Below are 17,361 nucleotides of genomic sequence, written 5' to 3' on the forward strand. Positions count from 1 at the left end.
CCCTTCTTATTCCGCTGGCGTGGCATTGGTTTTGGCTTGTTTTGCCTTCACCTCGTCCACCCAAAGGCTGTGGTGTTCACGCGCCCATTGCTCTTCGACATCGCCGTCGCCCATCGCATCAAACGCGCCCTCCATACCGACAGAGCCGATATAGATGTGGGCAATGATGATCGCCATCAACACAAAGGCGACGATCGCGTGCCAAAGCTGGGCATATTGCATTTCTTCTTGTGGTGTCAGGTCCGTTGGCAAAGGCCCAAGACCGACAAGCTGCGGAAGCCCAAAATCGTTGAGATGCCCGAAGGTCGCGCCAAACATCGGCAAATCAAACGGGAACAACAGCGACAGGCCCGACACAGAAATCGAGCTGCCCAGCAAGATCACCGACCAAAAGATGACCTTTTGGCCCGCGTTGAATTTCTTGGCTGGCGGGTGTACGCCCTTTTTGAACAAGCCACCCCCGACAGCAATCCATTTCAGGTCATGACGGTTGGGGATGTTTTCAAGCACCCACATAAAGAAAACCATCGTCAGCCCGATCATAAAGGCCCACGAAATATTGTTATGGATCCACTTTGACCCAACGGCCAAGATGGAAAAGCTTTCGTGCCCAAATGTCGGAATGATCCAGACGCGCCCGAATAATGTGACAATCCCGGTCAGGCCGAGCAGAATAAACGAACCGCCCATCAGCCAGTGGCCAAAGCGTTCAACCGCCTTAAATCGTGTGATTTTCCGCCCGGTCTTTTCGCCATCAATGCGAATTTTACCGCGGATAAGGTAGAACAGGACCAAGAACCCGATCGTCCCGAGCAACAAGAAACCGCCGTAGGTGCGCAGCGGACCCTCACGAAACTTGAGCCACCACATACCCCCGTCTTGGATCAACACGCCCCCCGCAGGGCCGCGTGATTGCGTGGTCATGTCCAAACTGTCATAGCGCACGCCGCGCCAAAGATCAGGGTCCGATTGACCGCCAAGCGTGCCAAGCTGCTGTGTTATATCAGCGGCGGCATCAGCGCTGCCCAGGTTTTCACTGCGAAAGCTGTCATCAACTTTCATTGCGTCTTGTCGCGCTAAGATATCGCTCAGTGTTTGTGCGCCACCCGTCGCAGTGCGGTCAGGCGCAACAGCGTCTTGTGCCTGCGCGGTCAGCGCAAACAGACAAAGTCCTAAGCTCGTGATGAATGCTCGGATCATGGCAACGCCCCCTGCTGCGTTCTAAGAAAACAAGGGGGCAGATGTATCACCTGCCCCCGATGGCGAATTAACCGCCCTTTTGGTCGTAGGCTGTACCCCAGCCCCAAGCGCCAGAGCCAAAGCCCCGTGCGACAACCCGTTCGCGATAGATGCTGGACACCATGTCGCCGTCCCCGGCAAGCAAGGCTTTGGTCGAACACATTTCTGCGCAGATCGGCAGTTTGCCTTCGGCGATCCGGTTGCGACCGTATTTTGCAAATTCCGCAGCCGAGTGGTTTTCTTCGGGGCCACCGGAACAGAATGTGCATTTGTCCATCTTGCCGCGTGATCCAAAGTTACCGGCTTGCGGGTACTGTGGCGCGCCGAATGGGCAGGCGTAGAAACAATAACCGCAACCGATGCACAAGTCTTTGGAGTGCAAAACGATGCCTTCTTCGCTTTGGTAGAAGCAATCTGTTGGGCACACAGCCATACATGGCGCGTCAGAACAGTGCATACAGGCAACCGAGATCGAGCGTTCACCCGGTTTACCGTCGTTGATTGTTACCACCTTGCGGCGGTTGATGCCCCAAGGCACCTCGTGTTCGTTTTTACATGCGGTCACACAGGCGTTGCATTCAATGCAGCGTTCGGCGTCGCACAGGAACTTTGCTCTTGCCATCTTACTTCTCCTTACGCTGTCCAGATTTTGCAGAGGGTCGCTTTGGTCTCTTGCATCTGGGTCACTGAATCATAGCCATATGTTTGTGCGGTGTTTGTGCTTTCGCCCAAAACATAAGGATCGGCGCCGTCAGGATATTTATCCCGTAAATCAACACCTTCCATGTGACCGCCAAAGTGGAATGGCATAAACGCGACACCGCTTTCCACACGTTCGGTCACCATCGCCATCACCTTAACCTTGCCGCCCTCCGGGCCTTCGACCCAAACGTCAGCCCCGTCGCGTACACCCAGATTGTTAGCGTCGCGCGGGTTGATTTCGATGAACATGTCTTGTTGCAGTTCGGCCAACCATGGGTTCGACCGGGTTTCGTCACCGCCACCTTCGTATTCAACCAGACGACCAGAGGTCAGAATGATCGGATATTCTTGTGAAAAGTCGTTCTCTTGGATCGACTTGTACAGCGTTGGCACCCGCCAGAACTTTTTGTCCTCGTAGGTTGGGTAATCCGCCACCAGATCGCGCCGGTTGCTATAAAGCGGTTCGCGGTGCAGTGGAACCGGATCGGGGAAGGTCCACACCACAGCGCGGGCTTTTGCGTTCCCGAATGGCGCACAGCCATGCTTGATCGCAACACGCTGGATGCCGCCAGAAAGGTCGGTCTTCCAGTTCACACCACCGACCTTGTCGTTGTAGTCGGATGGAATTTGACCGGTCTGCGACGTTTCGCCGACTTCTTCAGTGCCGGGGCGCGTGTCACGGAAACCCGAAACATATTCGATCATTGACCGCTCGTATGGGGTCAAATCCACATCCCAGCCCAGATCGACAAGCATCTGCATCGTAAATTCTGGATAGCCGTCCTGAATTTCAGACCCTTTGCTATAGACGCCTTCGGCCAGCAGGTTGTCACCGTCACGTTCCACACCAAACCGTGCGCGGAAAGTCAGGCCACCTTCGGCAACCGGGATCGACATATCATACAGGTTTGCCGTACCCGGGTGGTTCATTTCAGGTGTGCCCCAAGCAGGCCAAGGCAAGCCATAGAAATCACCGTCAGCAGGTCCACCCACCGCGCGCAGCGTTGTTTTGTCAAACGTGTGCTGGTTCGCCATGTGCATTTTCATGCGTTCCGGGCTTTGGGCGGTATAGCCGACCGTCCACATGCCGCGGTTGAATTCGCGGGTGATGTCTTCGATATTGGGTTCACCACCTTCATCAATCGCGATGTTGCGGAAGATTTTGTCGTGGAACCCGAACTTTTCTGCAAACTTCGCCATGATCGTGTGATCGGGCAGCGATTCAAACAAAGGCTCGACAACCTTGTCACGCCACTGCAAGGATCGGTTGGACGCAGTCACGGAACCACGTGTTTCGAACTGTGTACATGCAGGCAGCAGGTAAACACCATCGGTGCGGTCTTGCATAACAGCCGACACTGTTGGGTAGGGATCGACAACGACCATCAGGTCGAGCTTTTCCATCGCCGTCTTCATTTCCTTTTGACGTGTCTGCGAGTTGGGCGCATGGCCCCACAGAACCATCGCACGGGTATTGTCCGGCTGGTCGATGTTTTCCTTGTCTTCCAACACACCGTCAATCCAACGGCTGACGGGAATCCCGTTCAGGTTCATCATCGACGTGTCGCCGTATGACGCATCCGAGAAGCGGCCCTTGAGCCAATTCAGGTCTTCGTCCCAAACGCGGGCCCAATGTGCCCATGCCCCTGGCGCCAAACCATAATAGCCGGGCAGCGTATCCGCGAGCACGCCCAGATCGGTCGCACCCTGTACGTTGTCGTGACCGCGGAAAATGTTGGTGCCGCCGCCAGACACGCCCATATTCCCCAGCGCAAGCTGAAGAACGCAGTAAGCGCGGGTGTTGTTGTTACCGGTTGTGTGCTGCGTACCACCCATACACCAGATCACGGTGCCGGGGCGATTGTTGACCAGTGTATAGGCAACGCGACGCAGTTGTTCGCCCGGAACACCTGTCACACGTTCAACTTCTTCTGGGGCCCATTTTTTCACTTCGTCACGGATTTGGTCCATGCCCCACACGCGTGTGCGGATGAACTCTGCGTCTTCCCAGCTGTTTTCAAAGATGTGCCAAAGGATACCCCAGATCAGGGCAACGTCAGAACCGGGCCGAAAGCGTACATATTCGTCAGCATGCGCCGCCGTGCGCGTAAAGCGCGGGTCGCACACGATCAAAGGTGCATTGTTTTGCTCTTTGGCTTTCAAGATGTGCTGCAGCGACACAGGGTGTGCTTCGGCAGGGTTGCCCCCGATCACAAAGATCGCCTTGGAGTTATGGATATCGTTATAGCTGTTTGTCATGGCGCCGTAGCCCCATGTGTTCGCGACACCGGCAACAGTTGTCGAATGACAAATCCGGGCTTGGTGGTCCACGTTGTTGGTGCCCCAATAGGCCGCGAACTTGCGGTACAGATACGCCTGTTCGTTGTTCGACTTCGCCGATCCCAGCCAATAGACGCTGTCAGGGCCGCTTTCGTCGCGGATCTGCAACATCTTGTCGCCGATTTCGTTGATCGCAGTTTCCCAGCTGATCCGGACCCATTCACCACCCTCTTTTTTCATCGGGTAGCGCAGGCGGCGTTCGCCGTGTGCGTGTTCGCGGACAGCGGCGCCTTTGGCGCAATGCGCACCAAGGTTAAAGGGGCTGTCCCAAGCGGGTTCTTGACCAACCCAAACGCCGTTATCGACCTCTGCGATAACGGTGCAGCCAACCGAACAGTGGGTGCAGACAGATTTGATGGTCTGGACAGCGCCCGCGACGGCCTCTTGCGCGTTTGCTGCGGTCACTGTCCCGCCGGTTGCGGCAATTGCAGTCAATCCGCCAATCGTCAGCCCCGAACCGCGCAGAAATGTGCGGCGGTCAATCGCACCCTTGGTGCTTGGTGTCTGGAAACCCGCGCGCTGCGATACAGCTGTGGTCTTCTTTCTTAACATGTCTTTCCTCCCTTGCGGGCACCGCATTTGCGGGCTTGCTGGGTTGCGTCACTGTGCCCTTAGAAACGGGCGCTTTCGAAATATGCACGGGTATGTGCAGTGTCTTGCATCTTGTTGGACGCGGGGTCCACGGGTTGTGCTTGCACTTGCTTGCCGGACACGGCGACAGCCATCGCTGCTGGCGCGGCCACACCAAGTTTCAGAAAATCGCGACGGCTGCTGCCATCCTCTTTTGTCTGTGCCATCAGATTGGTCCCCTTCATCGTTTGACGGACGCGCCGCCACATTGCGCGGATCAGTCCGCAATCATCCGAAACGCTTCGCGTTCGATTTCCATAAGTTCACGCCCCACCGCGCCAACCGAGGCGTAGAGGACCGAATTTTTTGCTGCTTCCAGGTCACTAAAGAAATGTTTCGCCCACGAACCGACGTGCTTGTTAAAAAACGCCTTTTGCGTTTGCAGGTTCGCAGGTCCACCCGCAAACCGCCCGACAATCAGCCCCCCCATCATCTCCATGAGGGATGCGATGTTGTCTTCCGGTTCGTATACATTTGCGGCGCGTGCGATCCCGCGTGCCGCCATGTCTGCCCGCAACGCCGCCAGCGGCTTTTCGTTCAAGAACCCGGTCAGGTAATAGCTCGCAAATGGCAGCAGTTCCCCGCGGCCCAATCCAATGAACAGGGCGTTGAATTCGCGGATAACCGTTTTCGGCTTTGTCACCGCAGCGACCTGCGCCAACTGACTGATCGACCGCCCAAGCGGGCTTGCGTCACCTGACAATGCGGCGCATTGCGCAAGCAGCAATTCGTCAGGCGGCCCTGCCAAAAGCAAGCCGATAAAATTATACAAATCCGCGCGAAGCCGATCCTCTGCATCAACTTCGATCTGCTGCGCCAAAGCGGTCATGCCTGCGCCCCAGAATCAAAGTCAAACCGCATCCGGCGACGGACAATCGCAGGCTCTTGATCGGCTTGCTCCATTGGCTGGGCTTGCGTGATCACTGGCGGGTCTTCCTTCACAACGGGTTGATGTTCTTCTGTATTCTCGGCCTTTGATAGCATTAACTTTTCGTCTGACGCAAGTTTTTCTATGTGCGACATCAAGCCTTTACCGACTTGATAGGCAGTTTTCACCGCCACGGGCGCCAGGCCCTTGTCCGTATAGTCATCGTCATAATCATTCAGGCCGTCCAGACAGGCCAAAACAGGATTCATCCGCCACAATTTTCGCAACGCACGCCGGCGCAAATGTTCGGGCACAGCTTTTGCCATAAACCGTTTCACGTCATCAGCCGACATCAGCGTATCGGGATCAGGCAAATCAAGAGCCGCCAAAACTTCGGCATCCGCCAGCTCGGGATCGGGCTGAACATCGTCTGCGGGTTTCGATTCGGCATCCACCTCTGCGGCGACTTGCGCCTTGCGGCGCGACCAGAAATCTTGGGTCATGCCGCGCCCCCCTTGCGTGATGGCGCGCGGTACACATCGGTCAACTGCGTGATGCGCGCGTCGCCAACACCGTTTTCCACGCCATCCACGTCCTTGCGATCGCGCCGGCGCTTTACAAATGGCGTATCCTCGTAGTTGGCCTGCGCAAAGGCGCGAACCCATGCAATCAGCCCGGCCGGCATCGGCACCTTTTCCACCACGTCATCACCGTTGTCACAGTAATCTTGCGCCTCAAAGGGTGACGCGGTGACAAGCGCAATCTGATAGGGTTGCTCTGCATGTCCCGATTGCCGCAAAACAACATAAACCGATGGTTCGCTATCCGCGAGGCCAGCCAGATACCCTTCGGAATCGGCGGCGTGCAAATCAAGCTGCACAGTCCCGATATGAAATTCGGCACTGCCGCCGATTTCGCGCAAGAGTTTCCATTGAGCGGGTGCCGCGCCCGGCAAAACTGATTCTGCACGCCACGCCCATTTCGCCCAGCGGGTGACACCCGGTGTACGACGCAAAACAACGCCAATCGGCATTGACTGAAACTGGGGCTGGCTCGACGACACGTTTCATTCCTTCAGGTTTGAATCATATGTTGCACCATAACCGTCGATGAAAAAAGCTTTATTATTACATGCTTATGCTGCCTTGCAGCATTAACCTTTGCACTTTAGGGGTTTGCCTGTCCCGCACGCAATAGCTAAGCTTGCACGAATGCGGCCACGCAGAGCCGGGAGAGAAAACCAATGACAAGCCACGCCCCCAAGGGAAACCAGTTGATTTTGTGCAATTGCGCGGGAACCCAAAGCATAGACGCCGACGGTATTGCCGCAGCGACCGGGTTAGGCTGTTCAAAAATCCACACCGCGCTGTGCACGCGCGAATTCGACGCCGCTGCATCCGCGATTGCAACGGGCACTGCCATTATCGCATGCGGCCAAGAGCAGGGCCGCTTTGAAACGCTTGCTGCGGATATGGAAATTGCGCCGCCGCGTTTTGTGGATCTGCGTGACAGGGCGGGTTGGTCCGCAGACCAGCATAACAAGACGCCAAAAATGGCGGCACTTGCGGCGGCGGCCATGCTGCCCCAGCACGCCCCGAAGATTCGCGATGTGACCTCTGAAGGGACGTGTCTGGTGATCGGTGCGGGTCAGGTCGCGATTGATGCAGCAGCACAGCTAGCGGACGTGCTGAGCATCACCTTGCTGCTGACCGACAACAGCGACGCCCCGCTGACGGGCACGTTTGACACGATCAAGGGCCGATTGACGCAGGCGACCGGAAGCCTTGGACGTTTCAAGACACGGTTTGACGCCCTTCAGTTGCTGGAACCGGGCGGACGCGGCCTATTAAACTTTGGCGCCCCACAAGACGGCGCGCAATCGGAATGCGACATCATTTTGGACCTGTCGGGCGACACGCCACTGTTTTCGGCACATGAAAAACGTGACGGGTATTTACGCGCTGATCCAAAGCACGCGCCGTCCGTCGCAAAGGCGGTGTTTGACGCGGCCCAAATGATCGGCACCTTCGAAAAACCGCTTTATGTCCAATTGACCGAAAGCCTGTGCGCGCACTCGCGTGCTGAACAACCCGCCTGTTCCAACTGCCTGAATGCCTGCCCGACGGGTGCGATCACATCAGCCGGTGATCATGTTGCGATTGACCCGATGATTTGCGCGGGTTGCGGCGCCTGCGCGGCGCTATGCCCGTCGGGCGCCATCACATACGATGCGCCCCCCGTTGACAGTATTTTCCTGCGCATCAACACGCTGGCCAGTACCTTCCGTAAGGCGGGCGGCGCAAACCCACGGCTTTTGGTGCACGATGACGTATATGGCACGGAAATGATCCAGTTGGCCGCGCGTTACGGACGTGGTTTGCCCAGCGACGTCATTCCGCTGGACGTCTCTGCGCTGGCCGGATTTGGGCATGCGGAAATCCTTGCCGCTTTCGGGGCGGGGTTTGCGGCAGTCGCCATCTTGCTGGCGCCAAAGTCTGATCGCGACACAATTACACGCGAAGCTACGTTGGCGTCGGCCATCAGCGACCGGCCGGTGCCACTGCTTCACCTTGCGGACCCCGACGCACTGAGCGATGCCCTGTTCGACGCGCCCCCTGCATTGGCAATTGCGAACGCGATGCTGCCGATGGGCAACCGTCGGCAGGTGACCCGTACCGCCGCCAAGGCGTTGCGCGGTGATGTGGCCATCGCACTGCCGGACGGTGCGCCCTATGGCGCAGTGATCGTCGATACCGATGCCTGCACGCTTTGCCTGTCGTGTGTGTCGCTTTGCCCGTCAGGTGCGCTGGCCGACAACCCCGATATGCCGCAACTGCGCTTTGCAGAAGATGCCTGCCTGCAATGCGGGCTTTGCAGCAATATCTGCCCGGAAAAGGCGATCACGCTGGAACCGCGATTGAACCTTGCCGATGTCGCCCTGACCCAAGTCGTCCTGAACGAAGAGGAACCGTTTGCATGCGTCGAATGCGGCAACCTGTTCGGGGTGAAATCCACGATTGAGATGATCACCGAAAAGCTGGCGGGAAAACACGCGATGTTTGCGAACCCGGATGCGGCCAGAATGATCCAAATGTGTGATAATTGCCGGATTCAGGCACAATATCATTCTGCGAACAACCCGTTCCAGGGCACGGAACGCCCGCGCCCGCGCAGCACAGATGACTATCTGTCAAAGCGCCGCGACCATTAACAAAGGACATATCCATGAGCGAAGATTTCAACATGTCGATGCGCAAATTTCTAAAGCAAGTCGGCGTCACATCCCAGCAAGCCATCGAAGAAGCCATGCGCAATGCGCCCACGTCCGGCAAAACCCTTGAGGCCAAGATGGTCCTGACCATTGATGGTCTTGCACTTGAACATACCGTGACAGGCACAATTTCAGGGCAGGACGACTAAGTGACCATTACCCGCGATACGGTCATTGCGACCTTGAAAACGATTGAAGACCCAGCAACCGGCACCGATATCATGGCAGCTGGTCTTGTCCGGGCGCTGTCTGTCGAAGACAACAACGTGCGCTTTGTGTTTGAAGTTGCACCGTCCATTGCATCGCAGATGGAACCTGTCCGCGCCGCAGCAGAGGCGGCATTAAAAGCGATGCAGGGCATCGGCAAAGTGTCGGCGATCATGACAGCCCACAGCGCGCCGGCCGCGCCGCCGGATCTAAAAATGGGGCGTCCGTCAGAACCCAAAGGCCCGCAAAAGGTTCCGGGCGTCGACCGGATTTTGGCGATTGCCTCTGGCAAAGGCGGCGTTGGAAAATCCACTGTTTCCGCAAATCTGGCCTGTGCGCTCGCCGCCGAAGGGCGGCGCGTGGGTTTGCTTGATGCGGATGTCTACGGCCCGTCGCAACCGCGGATGCTCGGCGTGTCGGGGCGGCCTGCGTCACCCGACGGCAAGACGATCCTGCCAATGCGCAACCACGGCGTCACGATGATGTCACTGGGGTTGATGCAAAACGAAGATCAGGCGGTTGTCTGGCGGGGTCCGATGTTGATGGGCGCGCTGCAGCAAATGATGAACCAGGTCCAATGGGGCGCGCTGGACGTGCTGATCGTCGATCTGCCGCCCGGGACAGGCGACGTGCAAATGACATTGGCGCAAAAGTTTGAATTGACCGGTGCCGTGATCGTATCCACACCCCAAGACGTGGCCCTGCTGGATGCCCGCAAGGGGATTGATATGTTCAATCAACTGGGCACCAAAATTATCGGCATGATCGAAAACATGAGCACCCATATCTGCACCAACTGCGGCCATGAAGAACATACCTTTGGCCATGGCGGCGTTGCTGCCGAGGCTGCGAAACTGGGTGTGCCGCTGCTCGCGGAACTGCCATTGCATCTTGATATCCGGCTGGCTGCTGACGGCGGCGCGCCGATCGTGGTGTCAAAGCCTGACTCGGCCCAAGCGCAGGCGTTCCGCACGGTTGCCCGGCAACTGATCGCTGACGGCAACGCATGAGCCTGCCCAGCTTTCCACCGCTGCTGCATGGCCAAGCCACGGTCGACGCACCATTGACCGTGGCCGTTGACATGGCGCGCGCAGGGTGCGACGGCGGCACGCTGGTCTACAACCTGACCGGCAACGCCTTGCATGCCGCGATTGTCTTTGCGCCAGAGGTCAGTTTGACTGCGGCTATGGCGATGCTGCCGGTTTGCGGCATCGGGTTTCAAAACGCGCTCGGGGCCATCGCCCCACCCGAAGTCGCCGTGCATATCAAATGGGACGGTACGATCATGGTGAATGGTGCCGCCTGTGGCGGACTGCGGGCTGTCGCCGCCACCTGCCCGCCCGATCAAACCCCCGATTGGTTGGTGGTCGGTGTGACTGTCCCGATCTGGGACGCCAACGATGCACCGGGTGATACGCCCGATGTCACCTCGCTTTATGCCGAAGGCTGCGGCGATCTTGCGGCGATTGACCTGCTTGAAGCATGGGCGCGTCACACGCTTGTTTGGATTAACCGCTGGATGGACGAAGGCGCGAAACCGATTCACAATGAATTCAGCGGGCTATGGCACAAAGATGGCGATGCCATCGGCTTGGACGCCGATTTTGGCCTGTTGCGCAAATCCGGTGATATCACCACCGTGACCCCCCTTACTGACGTGCTGGAGACCTTATGACCAATCGCTATCTTGCCCGCGCCATCCACTTTGACGAAAGCGACCAGATGATCTTTCACACGCCTGCACGCACAGGCGAATGGTGCATATCAGGTGGCTTTGAATTTTCGAACTGGTCCGACGGCGACCTAAGCGGCAAGGCAAGGCAAGCCTTTGCGAACGGCTGGCTTGGCCTTGAGACATTTGGCAGGGCAACGGTTGTCGCAGTGACCAAGATTGAAGACACGGAGGTTGACGCCCTGATTGACGCGCTCGCGGCGCATTTTGTCAGCCATTACGGCGCGCCGGATCAGGCCGCAGCCCGCGGTGTCGCCGCCGAAGAAGTCATGCAAATGATTGATCTGTGTGATGGGCAGACGCCGAACGCGCTGATCATGGTCAGCCGCGAATTGACGCCTGCGGGCGTCAAAGAAAGCTACCGGATCACGGAACCGCAGTCTGCCGGGCTTGATCAGTTTGCAATCCATGGATCGCTGGACGAGGACGAGCCGCACCATCATCATTGATGCGGCTCTTGTTGCAGATGGGGTTGCTTACATCGTGGGCTGGGCGTTGAAAGTAAACAAGGTCTGGTCGTTGATTGTGTAGCCGTTGATCAGGTCTGCTGCGCGCGGTGATGTAAGCCAATCCTCCAGCGCCAGCGCCAGCTCTGCTTTGACATGCGGGTGCAGGTTCTGGTTGACCGGGATGTAGGCATATTGGTTGAACAGCACCGGATCGCCTGCGAACAACAGCGCCAAGTCACCTTGGTTTTCAAAGTTCAGCCAGCTTGCGCGGTCCGCAAGAATATATGCATCCATGGCCGCAGCCGTGTTCAGCGCGGCCCCCATGCCAGCGCCGACAGGGCGATACCAATCACCGCCACGCGCGATACCTGCGGAATCCCAAAGCGACAGTTCCATCTTATGCGTCCCGCTGTCGTCGCCTCGGCTGACAAAGACGGCTTCGGTTCGGGCGACACGCCCCAGCACATCGGCGGCATCCGATGCGTCGGCAATCGCGGCAGGGTCGCTGTCCGGGCCAATAAACACAAAATCATTGTACATGATTTCACGGCGGTGCGTGCCGTACCCAGCCGCAAGGAATGCATCCTCTGCGGTGCGCGAATGCACCAAAATCGCATCAACGTCACCCGCTTCGCCAAGGCGCAGCGCCTGCCCCGTCCCAACAACCAACAATTGTACATCAATCGCGGTGTCTTCTTTGATCGCGGGCAACAATATCTCGGCAAGGCCCGAGTTGTGGAATGATGTGGTGACGGCCATTTTCAGATCTTCCGCAAATGCGGTTGATCCGCTTAGCACCAGCACACAGGCAAGGACTCTGATCATTCTACAATATCTCCATTCAGTAGCGCCGCAGCTTGCGGCGTTTTCGGCCCCGCAAAAAAGTCATCAGCCCGGGCGTGTTCAATGATAACCCCATGCATTAAAAACACAATATCGGTTGCAAGGCGTCTTGCCTGCCCGATGTCGTGCGTCGCCATCAAGATGCGCGTGCCGGCGTCACGGGCCGCTAGCAAAATGGCCTCGATCTCGCGAATGGCGCGACCGTCCAGATTTGCGCAGGGTTCATCCAAGAAAATGATGTCGGGCTTGAGCACCAAGGCGCGGGCCAAGGCCAGTTTCTGCTTTTCGCCGCCCGACAACAGGGGGGCTTGGCGGTCCAGCATCGCACCTAAACCTACGCGTCTTGCCCAGTCTTCGGCCAATGCACGCGCGTCAGGTTTACTAACCCCGCGCAGCACCAGCGGGTAGGTCAAATTGTCACGGACGCTGCGGCGCAGCATAATCGGTGTCTGAAATACAAAGGCCTGCCGCAAGCGCGCGTCGGATAGCGGCACCTGCCACGACACGGATCCGCCCGATAGGCGCTCTAGCCCGTGCAACGTGCGCAACAGGGTTGTTTTCCCCGCCCCGTTTGGCCCCATCACCATGGTGATGCCTGTTGGCCCGACGGTCAAATCAACAGGTCCCAGCAGGATTTTCCCGCGCCGCTTTACGGTGGCGGCAGAGGCCCGCATGGGCAAAATAGCCGTTACCATTTGCCCTCGCTTTCGGTGCGGCCCACCGCGTGGATGGCAAGGTTGACGACAATCGCCAGCGCGATCAGAACAAACCCCAGCCCCAAGGCCAATGAAAAATCGCCCTTGCCGGTTTCCAAAGCAATGGCGGTGGTCAGCACCCGTGTGGCATGTTCGATATTTCCGCCAACGATCATAATCGCGCCGACCTCGCCGATGGCGCGGCCAAAGCCCGCAAGCGCAGCGGTCAATAGCGCGCGCCGTCCGTCCCAGATCAGCGTCCGGATCCGCTGCCGCTTTGTTGTCGAAAATGAAATCAGCAGATCATGGTATTCGGCCCAGATATCGCGGATCGCCTGATGGGCGATCGACGCGATAAGTGGCGTGATGATAATGACTTGGGCGATGATCATCGCGGTGGGTGTGAACAATAGACCCAACACCCCGAACGGCCCTGCCCGCGACAAAAGCAGATAAACCACAAGCCCCACGACAACGGGTGGCAGGCCCATCATTGCATTCAATATGGCAATCGTCGCCCGCCGATAGCGAAACCGCCGGATCGCCAGAAACGCCCCAAACGGAAGCGCAATGAACGAGGCGATCAATGTCGCTGTCACGGTGACTTGTAATGACCGCAGCGTGATGTCGACCAAATCGGGATCCAGGGTCAGCACGAGCCAGAACCCGGCGACCAATCCCTCCCATAGCTCATTCATCGATACTGCCCGTTCGTTCGCCTGCGCATAAGGTTTCATGCCAAGCGCAGGGTTTCAATGTTAATTAAGCTGTGTGGGTCGCGCTGCGCATTTTGCGACTGGTCCGGATAAAGGCACCGATGAAAATTACCGTCAGCACCAGAATGACCGTCGGCGCAGGCGCGCTGTCGATGAAAAAGCTGATATAAACACCCGCAAATCCGGCAAATAACGTCACCGCGACCGCCAGAGGCAACATAACCGAGAACCGTTTGGTCAGCAAAAATGCAATCGCACCCGGCGCGATCAAAAGGCCAATCGCCAGAATGATCCCGACCGCCGATAGGGTCGCCACAATCGTCAGCGAAATCATTGCCAATAATCCATAATGCAGCCACCCGACCCGCAGACCAACGGCTTGGGCCTGTACCGGATCAAATGCATGAAGCAGAAAATCACGCCGCTTTGCCAAGAGCACAGCAGCGACAAGTGCCGCGATGGTCCCGGCCGTCCACAGGTCAGCGGCCCCCACCCCCAGCATATTGCCGAACAAAATATGATCCAAATGCACATCTGTGCTGATTTTGGTATAAAGCACGATACCAAAACCAAACATGCCTGAAAACACGATCCCCATGACTGTGTCTTGTTTGATCCGGCTGTTTTCCGACAGGAAACCGGTCCCCACCGCACATAGCATCCCTGCCCCAAACGCCCCGATGATCAGTGGAATGTGCAGCACATAGGCCAGAACAACGCCGGGCAGCACCGCGTGGCTGATGGCATCGCCCATCAGCGACCACCCTTTCAACACCAAATAACAAGACAGCAGGCTGGTGGGTACCGCGATGATCGCGATCATCAGGAACGCTTTGTTCATAAAAGCGAATTGGAACGGGAACAGCAGGGTATCCATCATGACCTAAGGGCCTCTGCTGCGCGGCGACGGGCGGCAAGATACCCGTGCTTTGGTGCCGCGACAAACACCACAAGAAAGATGAGCGTTTGCAATGACACAATAAGCCCGCCCGTTGCCCCATCGACAAAATAGCTCATGTACGCGCCGAAAAAGCTGGTGCCAGCCCCGATCGCCACGCTCAGCATCAGCAGGCGCGGGAAACGGTCGGTCAACAGGTACGCCGTGGCACCGGGCGTCACCACCATCGCGATGACCAGAAATGCCCCCACTGTTTGCAAAGCCGCAACGCAGGATGCCGAAAGCAGTGTAAAAAACACAACCTTCAGCAGGTCCACCCGCAGCCCGATGGATCGGGCGTGGGTTTCATCAAAAAAGGTGACCATCAGGTCTTTCCATTTGGCAAGCAGCACCGCGAGCGTCACAAATCCGATGATCGCCAGTTGCAGCGTATCGGACGGCGTAATCGCAAGGATATTGCCCATGGTGATCGTTTCAACGCTGACCGATGTCGGCGACAGCGATACCATAAACAGACCAAGGCCAAAAAAGGATGTAAAGATGATGCCGATGATGGTGTCTTCCTTCAAACCCGACCGTTGGTTCAAAAACAACATGGCGCCGGCCGCCAGCCCGCCCGCAGCAAAAGCACCAAGCGCAAATGGCAGCCCTAGCATATAGGCGCCCGCCACGCCGGGCACGATCGAATGGGACAGTGCATCCCCGATCAACGACCACCCTTTCAGCATCAGATAGGCCGATAGAAATGCGCACACCCCGCCGACCAACGCGCTGACCCACATCGCGTTGAACATATACCCGTAGGTAAAAGGTTCGAGCAGGGTGCTGATCATGTGTCGCCACCGGTATCGGGTCCGTAAACCACAAAAGGCCTTTCATCATCGGTGATCACCCGGATTTCGCGGGCATCATCGTCGTCGTGTAAATCAGAGCCGCCAATCACAAAATGCCGCAACACCCCACCGAAAGCCAGTTCAAGGTTTTCGCGGGTAAAGGTGGTTTCGGTTGGCCCGTAGGCCAGCACCGTTTCTTTCACCAAAACCGTGCGATCGCAGAATTCGGAAACAGACCCCAGATTATGTGTCGACACCAACATCACCCGCCCCTCGTCGCGCATGTCGCGCAACAGCTGGATGATTGCCTCTTCGGTCTGCACATCCACACCGGTAAACGGTTCATCAAGCAAGATCACCTGACCTTCCTGGGCCAGTGCGCGCGCCAGAAACACGCGCTTGCGCTGACCGCCTGACAATTCGCCGATTTGACGGTGGCGAAATTCGGTCATGCCAACACGTGCCAGCGCCGATGTGACCGCGTCGTGATCGCCCTGCTTTGGGTGGCGGAAGAAACCCATGTGGCCATAGCGGCCCATCATCACCACGTCTTCGACCAGCACAGGAAATGACCAGTCCACCTCTTCGGACTGCGGGACGTATGCGACGATATTTTTGCGCAGCGCTTCCTTCACTGGCATCCCAAGCACGCTGATGGTGCCGCCGGACGCAGGAACAAAGCCCATGATCGCCTTGAACAACGTCGATTTTCCGGCACCGTTGACGCCCACCAAGGCCGTGATCGTGCCGCGCGGAATTTCAAAGCTTGCGTGACGCAGCGCCGTGTGGCCGTTGCGATAGGTGACGGTAACGTCGTTTGCGATAATGCCTGCGTTTTGTGTCATTGCGTAATACCTGATGCAATTGTCTGCGAAGTCACGCGCAAAAGATCAATATAGCTTGGCACAGGCCCGTCTTCTTCGGTCAGGCTATCCACATAAAGCACGCCACCATAGGCCGCACCGGTTTCACGGGCGACCTGCTGGGCGGGCGATTGCGATACCGTGCTTTCGCAAAACACGGCCGGGATATGATGGTCGCGGACAGCATCAATCACCCGGCGCACCTGCTGCGGTGTGCCCTGACTGTCAGCATTGATCGGCCATAAAAACAGTTCGTGCATCTCAAAGTCGCGCGCAAGATAGCTAAACGCGCCTTCGCAGGTCACCAGCCACCGCTGATCGGCTGGAACGGCAAGGATCGCCGCCTTGAGCGGATCAATCGCAGCGACGATTTCGGCCTTATAGGCGGTCGCGTTGGCGGCATAGATTTGCGCGTTTTCGGGATCATGCGCCATAAATGCGTCGCGGATGTTGTCGACATAAATAAGCGCGTTGTCCGTGCTCATCCACGCGTGGGGGTTTGGCTTGCCATCGTAATCGCCGCCGGAAATGCTGATCGGGTCGATGCCGTCAGACACGGTCACGCTGGGTACATCGCCCAAGTTAGACAAAAATTGCGCAAACCAAATCTCGAGGTTCAGACCGTTCCACAAAATCAGATCGGCGTCGTGGGCACGAATAATGTCGCGCGGTGTCGGTTGATACCCGTGAATTTCTGCGCCGGGCTTGGTGATGCTTTCGACAATGGCCGCATCGCCTGCGACATGGCGCGCCATATCTGCAATGACGGTAAAAGTTGTGACCGCCTTGAACGTATCGGCCCGCCCCTGCACTGCAACCGCAGCAAACAACAGCCCAAAAATCGTGCGTTTGATCGCATAGCGCATCAGAACTCTCCCGAAACTAAGATTCTTTACTTGAATATGAGAATTATTCGCAACTGTAAACGTCAGATTTTAATCATAGCAAATCAAATTCCGCCCCTTTTTCGACCACCTGCCCATTAACTATGCAGATCAATCAGCGAGTCCGCGAAACCACATACAATCAAGGCGTGCGTTATCTTTTTCAAAACAGACAAAACGACCGAATTTGC

19 protein-coding genes are annotated in these 17,361 nt (G+C 57.2%); 5 read left to right on the top strand and 14 right to left on the bottom strand.

Annotated features, from left to right (window positions below):
• Positions 1–6: 6 nt before the first annotated feature.
• From ACXJGX_RS01855 to ACXJGX_RS01885, 7 genes are all read right to left on the bottom strand, one after another.
• Positions 7–1,200 carry a formate dehydrogenase subunit gamma gene (locus tag ACXJGX_RS01855; RefSeq protein ID WP_474778435.1) on the bottom strand — a complete coding sequence of 398 codons (1,194 nt, stop codon included), beginning with the start codon at positions 1,198–1,200 and terminating at the stop codon, positions 7–9.
• A gap of 67 nt (positions 1,201–1,267) precedes the next feature.
• Complete coding sequence (fdh3B, locus tag ACXJGX_RS01860) at positions 1,268–1,861, bottom strand: formate dehydrogenase FDH3 subunit beta (protein WP_474778436.1); 594 nt, start codon at positions 1,859–1,861, stop codon at positions 1,268–1,270.
• A gap of 11 nt (positions 1,862–1,872) precedes the next feature.
• The gene (locus ACXJGX_RS01865) at positions 1,873–4,833 is read right to left on the bottom strand and encodes a formate dehydrogenase subunit alpha (RefSeq protein WP_474778437.1); all 2,961 of its coding nucleotides are present in this window, start codon (positions 4,831–4,833) and stop codon (positions 1,873–1,875) included.
• A 59-nt stretch (positions 4,834–4,892) separates the two neighbouring features.
• Positions 4,893–5,078 (bottom strand): twin-arginine translocation signal domain-containing protein, encoded by a 186-nt coding sequence (locus tag ACXJGX_RS01870; RefSeq protein WP_474778438.1) that lies wholly within the window; start codon positions 5,076–5,078, stop codon positions 4,893–4,895.
• 50 nt (positions 5,079–5,128) lie between these two features.
• On the bottom strand, positions 5,129–5,740 hold the full coding sequence (locus ACXJGX_RS01875; RefSeq protein ID WP_474778439.1) for a TorD/DmsD family molecular chaperone: 612 nt from the start codon (positions 5,738–5,740) through the stop codon (positions 5,129–5,131).
• Complete coding sequence (locus ACXJGX_RS01880) at positions 5,737–6,282, bottom strand: DUF3306 domain-containing protein (RefSeq protein WP_474778440.1); 546 nt, start codon at positions 6,280–6,282, stop codon at positions 5,737–5,739. The genes ACXJGX_RS01875 and ACXJGX_RS01880 overlap by 4 nt, the downstream gene beginning before the upstream one ends.
• A complete protein-coding gene (locus ACXJGX_RS01885; RefSeq protein ID WP_474778441.1) occupies positions 6,279–6,842 on the bottom strand; it encodes a DUF3305 domain-containing protein in 564 nt (187 codons plus the stop codon). Before ACXJGX_RS01885 ends, ACXJGX_RS01880 begins: the two co-directional genes overlap by 4 nt.
• A 180-nt stretch (positions 6,843–7,022) precedes the next feature.
• Between ACXJGX_RS01885 and ACXJGX_RS01890 the strand changes: the two genes are divergently transcribed.
• From ACXJGX_RS01890 to ACXJGX_RS01910, 5 genes are read left to right on the top strand one after another with little or no spacing between them, the layout of a single operon-like run.
• A complete protein-coding gene (locus ACXJGX_RS01890; protein WP_474778442.1) occupies positions 7,023–8,990 on the top strand; it encodes a 4Fe-4S binding protein in 1,968 nt (655 codons plus the stop codon).
• Positions 8,991–9,004: 14 nt separating this feature from the next.
• On the top strand, positions 9,005–9,199 hold the full coding sequence (locus ACXJGX_RS01895; RefSeq protein WP_474778443.1) for a DUF6494 family protein: 195 nt from the start codon (positions 9,005–9,007) through the stop codon (positions 9,197–9,199).
• Positions 9,200–10,267 carry an Mrp/NBP35 family ATP-binding protein gene (locus ACXJGX_RS01900; RefSeq protein WP_474778444.1) on the top strand — a complete coding sequence of 356 codons (1,068 nt, stop codon included), beginning with the start codon at positions 9,200–9,202 and terminating at the stop codon, positions 10,265–10,267.
• Positions 10,264–10,932, top strand: coding sequence for a biotin/lipoate--protein ligase family protein (locus tag ACXJGX_RS01905; RefSeq protein WP_474778445.1), 669 nt, complete (start codon positions 10,264–10,266; stop codon positions 10,930–10,932). The genes ACXJGX_RS01900 and ACXJGX_RS01905 overlap by 4 nt, the downstream gene beginning before the upstream one ends.
• Entirely contained in the window at positions 10,929–11,438 is a 510-nt protein-coding gene (locus ACXJGX_RS01910) for a DUF6505 family protein (protein ID WP_474778446.1), read from the top strand. Before ACXJGX_RS01905 ends, ACXJGX_RS01910 begins: the two co-directional genes overlap by 4 nt.
• A 27-nt stretch (positions 11,439–11,465) precedes the next feature.
• On the opposite strand, the gene ACXJGX_RS01915 is transcribed toward ACXJGX_RS01910, so the two are convergent.
• The 7 genes from ACXJGX_RS01915 to ACXJGX_RS01945 form a co-directional block, all read right to left on the bottom strand.
• Positions 11,466–12,263 (bottom strand): ABC transporter substrate-binding protein, encoded by a 798-nt coding sequence (locus ACXJGX_RS01915; RefSeq protein ID WP_474778447.1) that lies wholly within the window; start codon positions 12,261–12,263, stop codon positions 11,466–11,468.
• Positions 12,260–12,976 carry an ATP-binding cassette domain-containing protein gene (locus ACXJGX_RS01920; protein ID WP_474778448.1) on the bottom strand — a complete coding sequence of 239 codons (717 nt, stop codon included), beginning with the start codon at positions 12,974–12,976 and terminating at the stop codon, positions 12,260–12,262. The genes ACXJGX_RS01915 and ACXJGX_RS01920 overlap by 4 nt, the downstream gene beginning before the upstream one ends.
• Positions 12,970–13,674 (bottom strand): ABC transporter permease, encoded by a 705-nt coding sequence (locus ACXJGX_RS01925; protein ID WP_474779159.1) that lies wholly within the window; start codon positions 13,672–13,674, stop codon positions 12,970–12,972. Before ACXJGX_RS01925 ends, ACXJGX_RS01920 begins: the two co-directional genes overlap by 7 nt.
• Positions 13,675–13,738: 64 nt before the next feature.
• Positions 13,739–14,572 carry a metal ABC transporter permease gene (locus ACXJGX_RS01930; protein ID WP_474778449.1) on the bottom strand — a complete coding sequence of 278 codons (834 nt, stop codon included), beginning with the start codon at positions 14,570–14,572 and terminating at the stop codon, positions 13,739–13,741.
• Entirely contained in the window at positions 14,569–15,423 is an 855-nt protein-coding gene (locus ACXJGX_RS01935) for a metal ABC transporter permease (protein WP_474778450.1), read from the bottom strand. Before ACXJGX_RS01935 ends, ACXJGX_RS01930 begins: the two co-directional genes overlap by 4 nt.
• Positions 15,420–16,268, bottom strand: a complete 849-nt coding sequence (locus ACXJGX_RS01940; RefSeq protein ID WP_474778451.1) for a manganese/iron ABC transporter ATP-binding protein — start codon at positions 16,266–16,268, stop codon at positions 15,420–15,422. The genes ACXJGX_RS01935 and ACXJGX_RS01940 overlap by 4 nt, the downstream gene beginning before the upstream one ends.
• Positions 16,265–17,152, bottom strand: a complete 888-nt coding sequence (locus tag ACXJGX_RS01945; protein WP_474778452.1) for a metal ABC transporter substrate-binding protein — start codon at positions 17,150–17,152, stop codon at positions 16,265–16,267. Before ACXJGX_RS01945 ends, ACXJGX_RS01940 begins: the two co-directional genes overlap by 4 nt.
• Positions 17,153–17,361: the final 209 nt, after the last annotated feature.

This window comes from Yoonia sp. SWMV100, assembly GCF_056108365.1.

Excerpts from the sequence above, each read along its gene's own strand:
- ACXJGX_RS01865 (WP_474778437.1), bottom strand. The coding sequence starts at position 4,833 with ATGTTAAGAAAGAAGACCACAGCTGTATCGCAGCGCGCGGGTTTCCAG.
- ACXJGX_RS01855 (WP_474778435.1), bottom strand. The coding sequence starts at position 1,200 with ATGATCCGAGCATTCATCACGAGCTTAGGACTTTGTCTGTTTGCGCTG.
- ACXJGX_RS01940 (WP_474778451.1), bottom strand. The coding sequence starts at position 16,268 with ATGACACAAAACGCAGGCATTATCGCAAACGACGTTACCGTCACCTAT.
- ACXJGX_RS01875 (WP_474778439.1), bottom strand. The coding sequence starts at position 5,740 with ATGACCGCTTTGGCGCAGCAGATCGAAGTTGATGCAGAGGATCGGCTT.
- ACXJGX_RS01905 (WP_474778445.1), top strand. The coding sequence starts at position 10,264 with ATGAGCCTGCCCAGCTTTCCACCGCTGCTGCATGGCCAAGCCACGGTC.
- ACXJGX_RS01920 (WP_474778448.1), bottom strand. The coding sequence starts at position 12,976 with ATGGTAACGGCTATTTTGCCCATGCGGGCCTCTGCCGCCACCGTAAAG.
- ACXJGX_RS01945 (WP_474778452.1), bottom strand. The coding sequence starts at position 17,152 with ATGCGCTATGCGATCAAACGCACGATTTTTGGGCTGTTGTTTGCTGCG.
- ACXJGX_RS01890 (WP_474778442.1), top strand. The coding sequence starts at position 7,023 with ATGACAAGCCACGCCCCCAAGGGAAACCAGTTGATTTTGTGCAATTGC.
- ACXJGX_RS01895 (WP_474778443.1), top strand. The coding sequence starts at position 9,005 with ATGAGCGAAGATTTCAACATGTCGATGCGCAAATTTCTAAAGCAAGTC.
- ACXJGX_RS01880 (WP_474778440.1), bottom strand. The coding sequence starts at position 6,282 with ATGACCCAAGATTTCTGGTCGCGCCGCAAGGCGCAAGTCGCCGCAGAG.
- ACXJGX_RS01870 (WP_474778438.1), bottom strand. The coding sequence starts at position 5,078 with ATGGCACAGACAAAAGAGGATGGCAGCAGCCGTCGCGATTTTCTGAAA.
- ACXJGX_RS01910 (WP_474778446.1), top strand. The coding sequence starts at position 10,929 with ATGACCAATCGCTATCTTGCCCGCGCCATCCACTTTGACGAAAGCGAC.
- ACXJGX_RS01935 (WP_474778450.1), bottom strand. The coding sequence starts at position 15,423 with ATGATCAGCACCCTGCTCGAACCTTTTACCTACGGGTATATGTTCAAC.
- ACXJGX_RS01925 (WP_474779159.1), bottom strand. The coding sequence starts at position 13,674 with ATGAATGAGCTATGGGAGGGATTGGTCGCCGGGTTCTGGCTCGTGCTG.
- ACXJGX_RS01915 (WP_474778447.1), bottom strand. The coding sequence starts at position 12,263 with ATGATCAGAGTCCTTGCCTGTGTGCTGGTGCTAAGCGGATCAACCGCA.
- ACXJGX_RS01930 (WP_474778449.1), bottom strand. The coding sequence starts at position 14,572 with ATGATGGATACCCTGCTGTTCCCGTTCCAATTCGCTTTTATGAACAAA.
- fdh3B (WP_474778436.1), bottom strand. The coding sequence starts at position 1,861 with ATGGCAAGAGCAAAGTTCCTGTGCGACGCCGAACGCTGCATTGAATGC.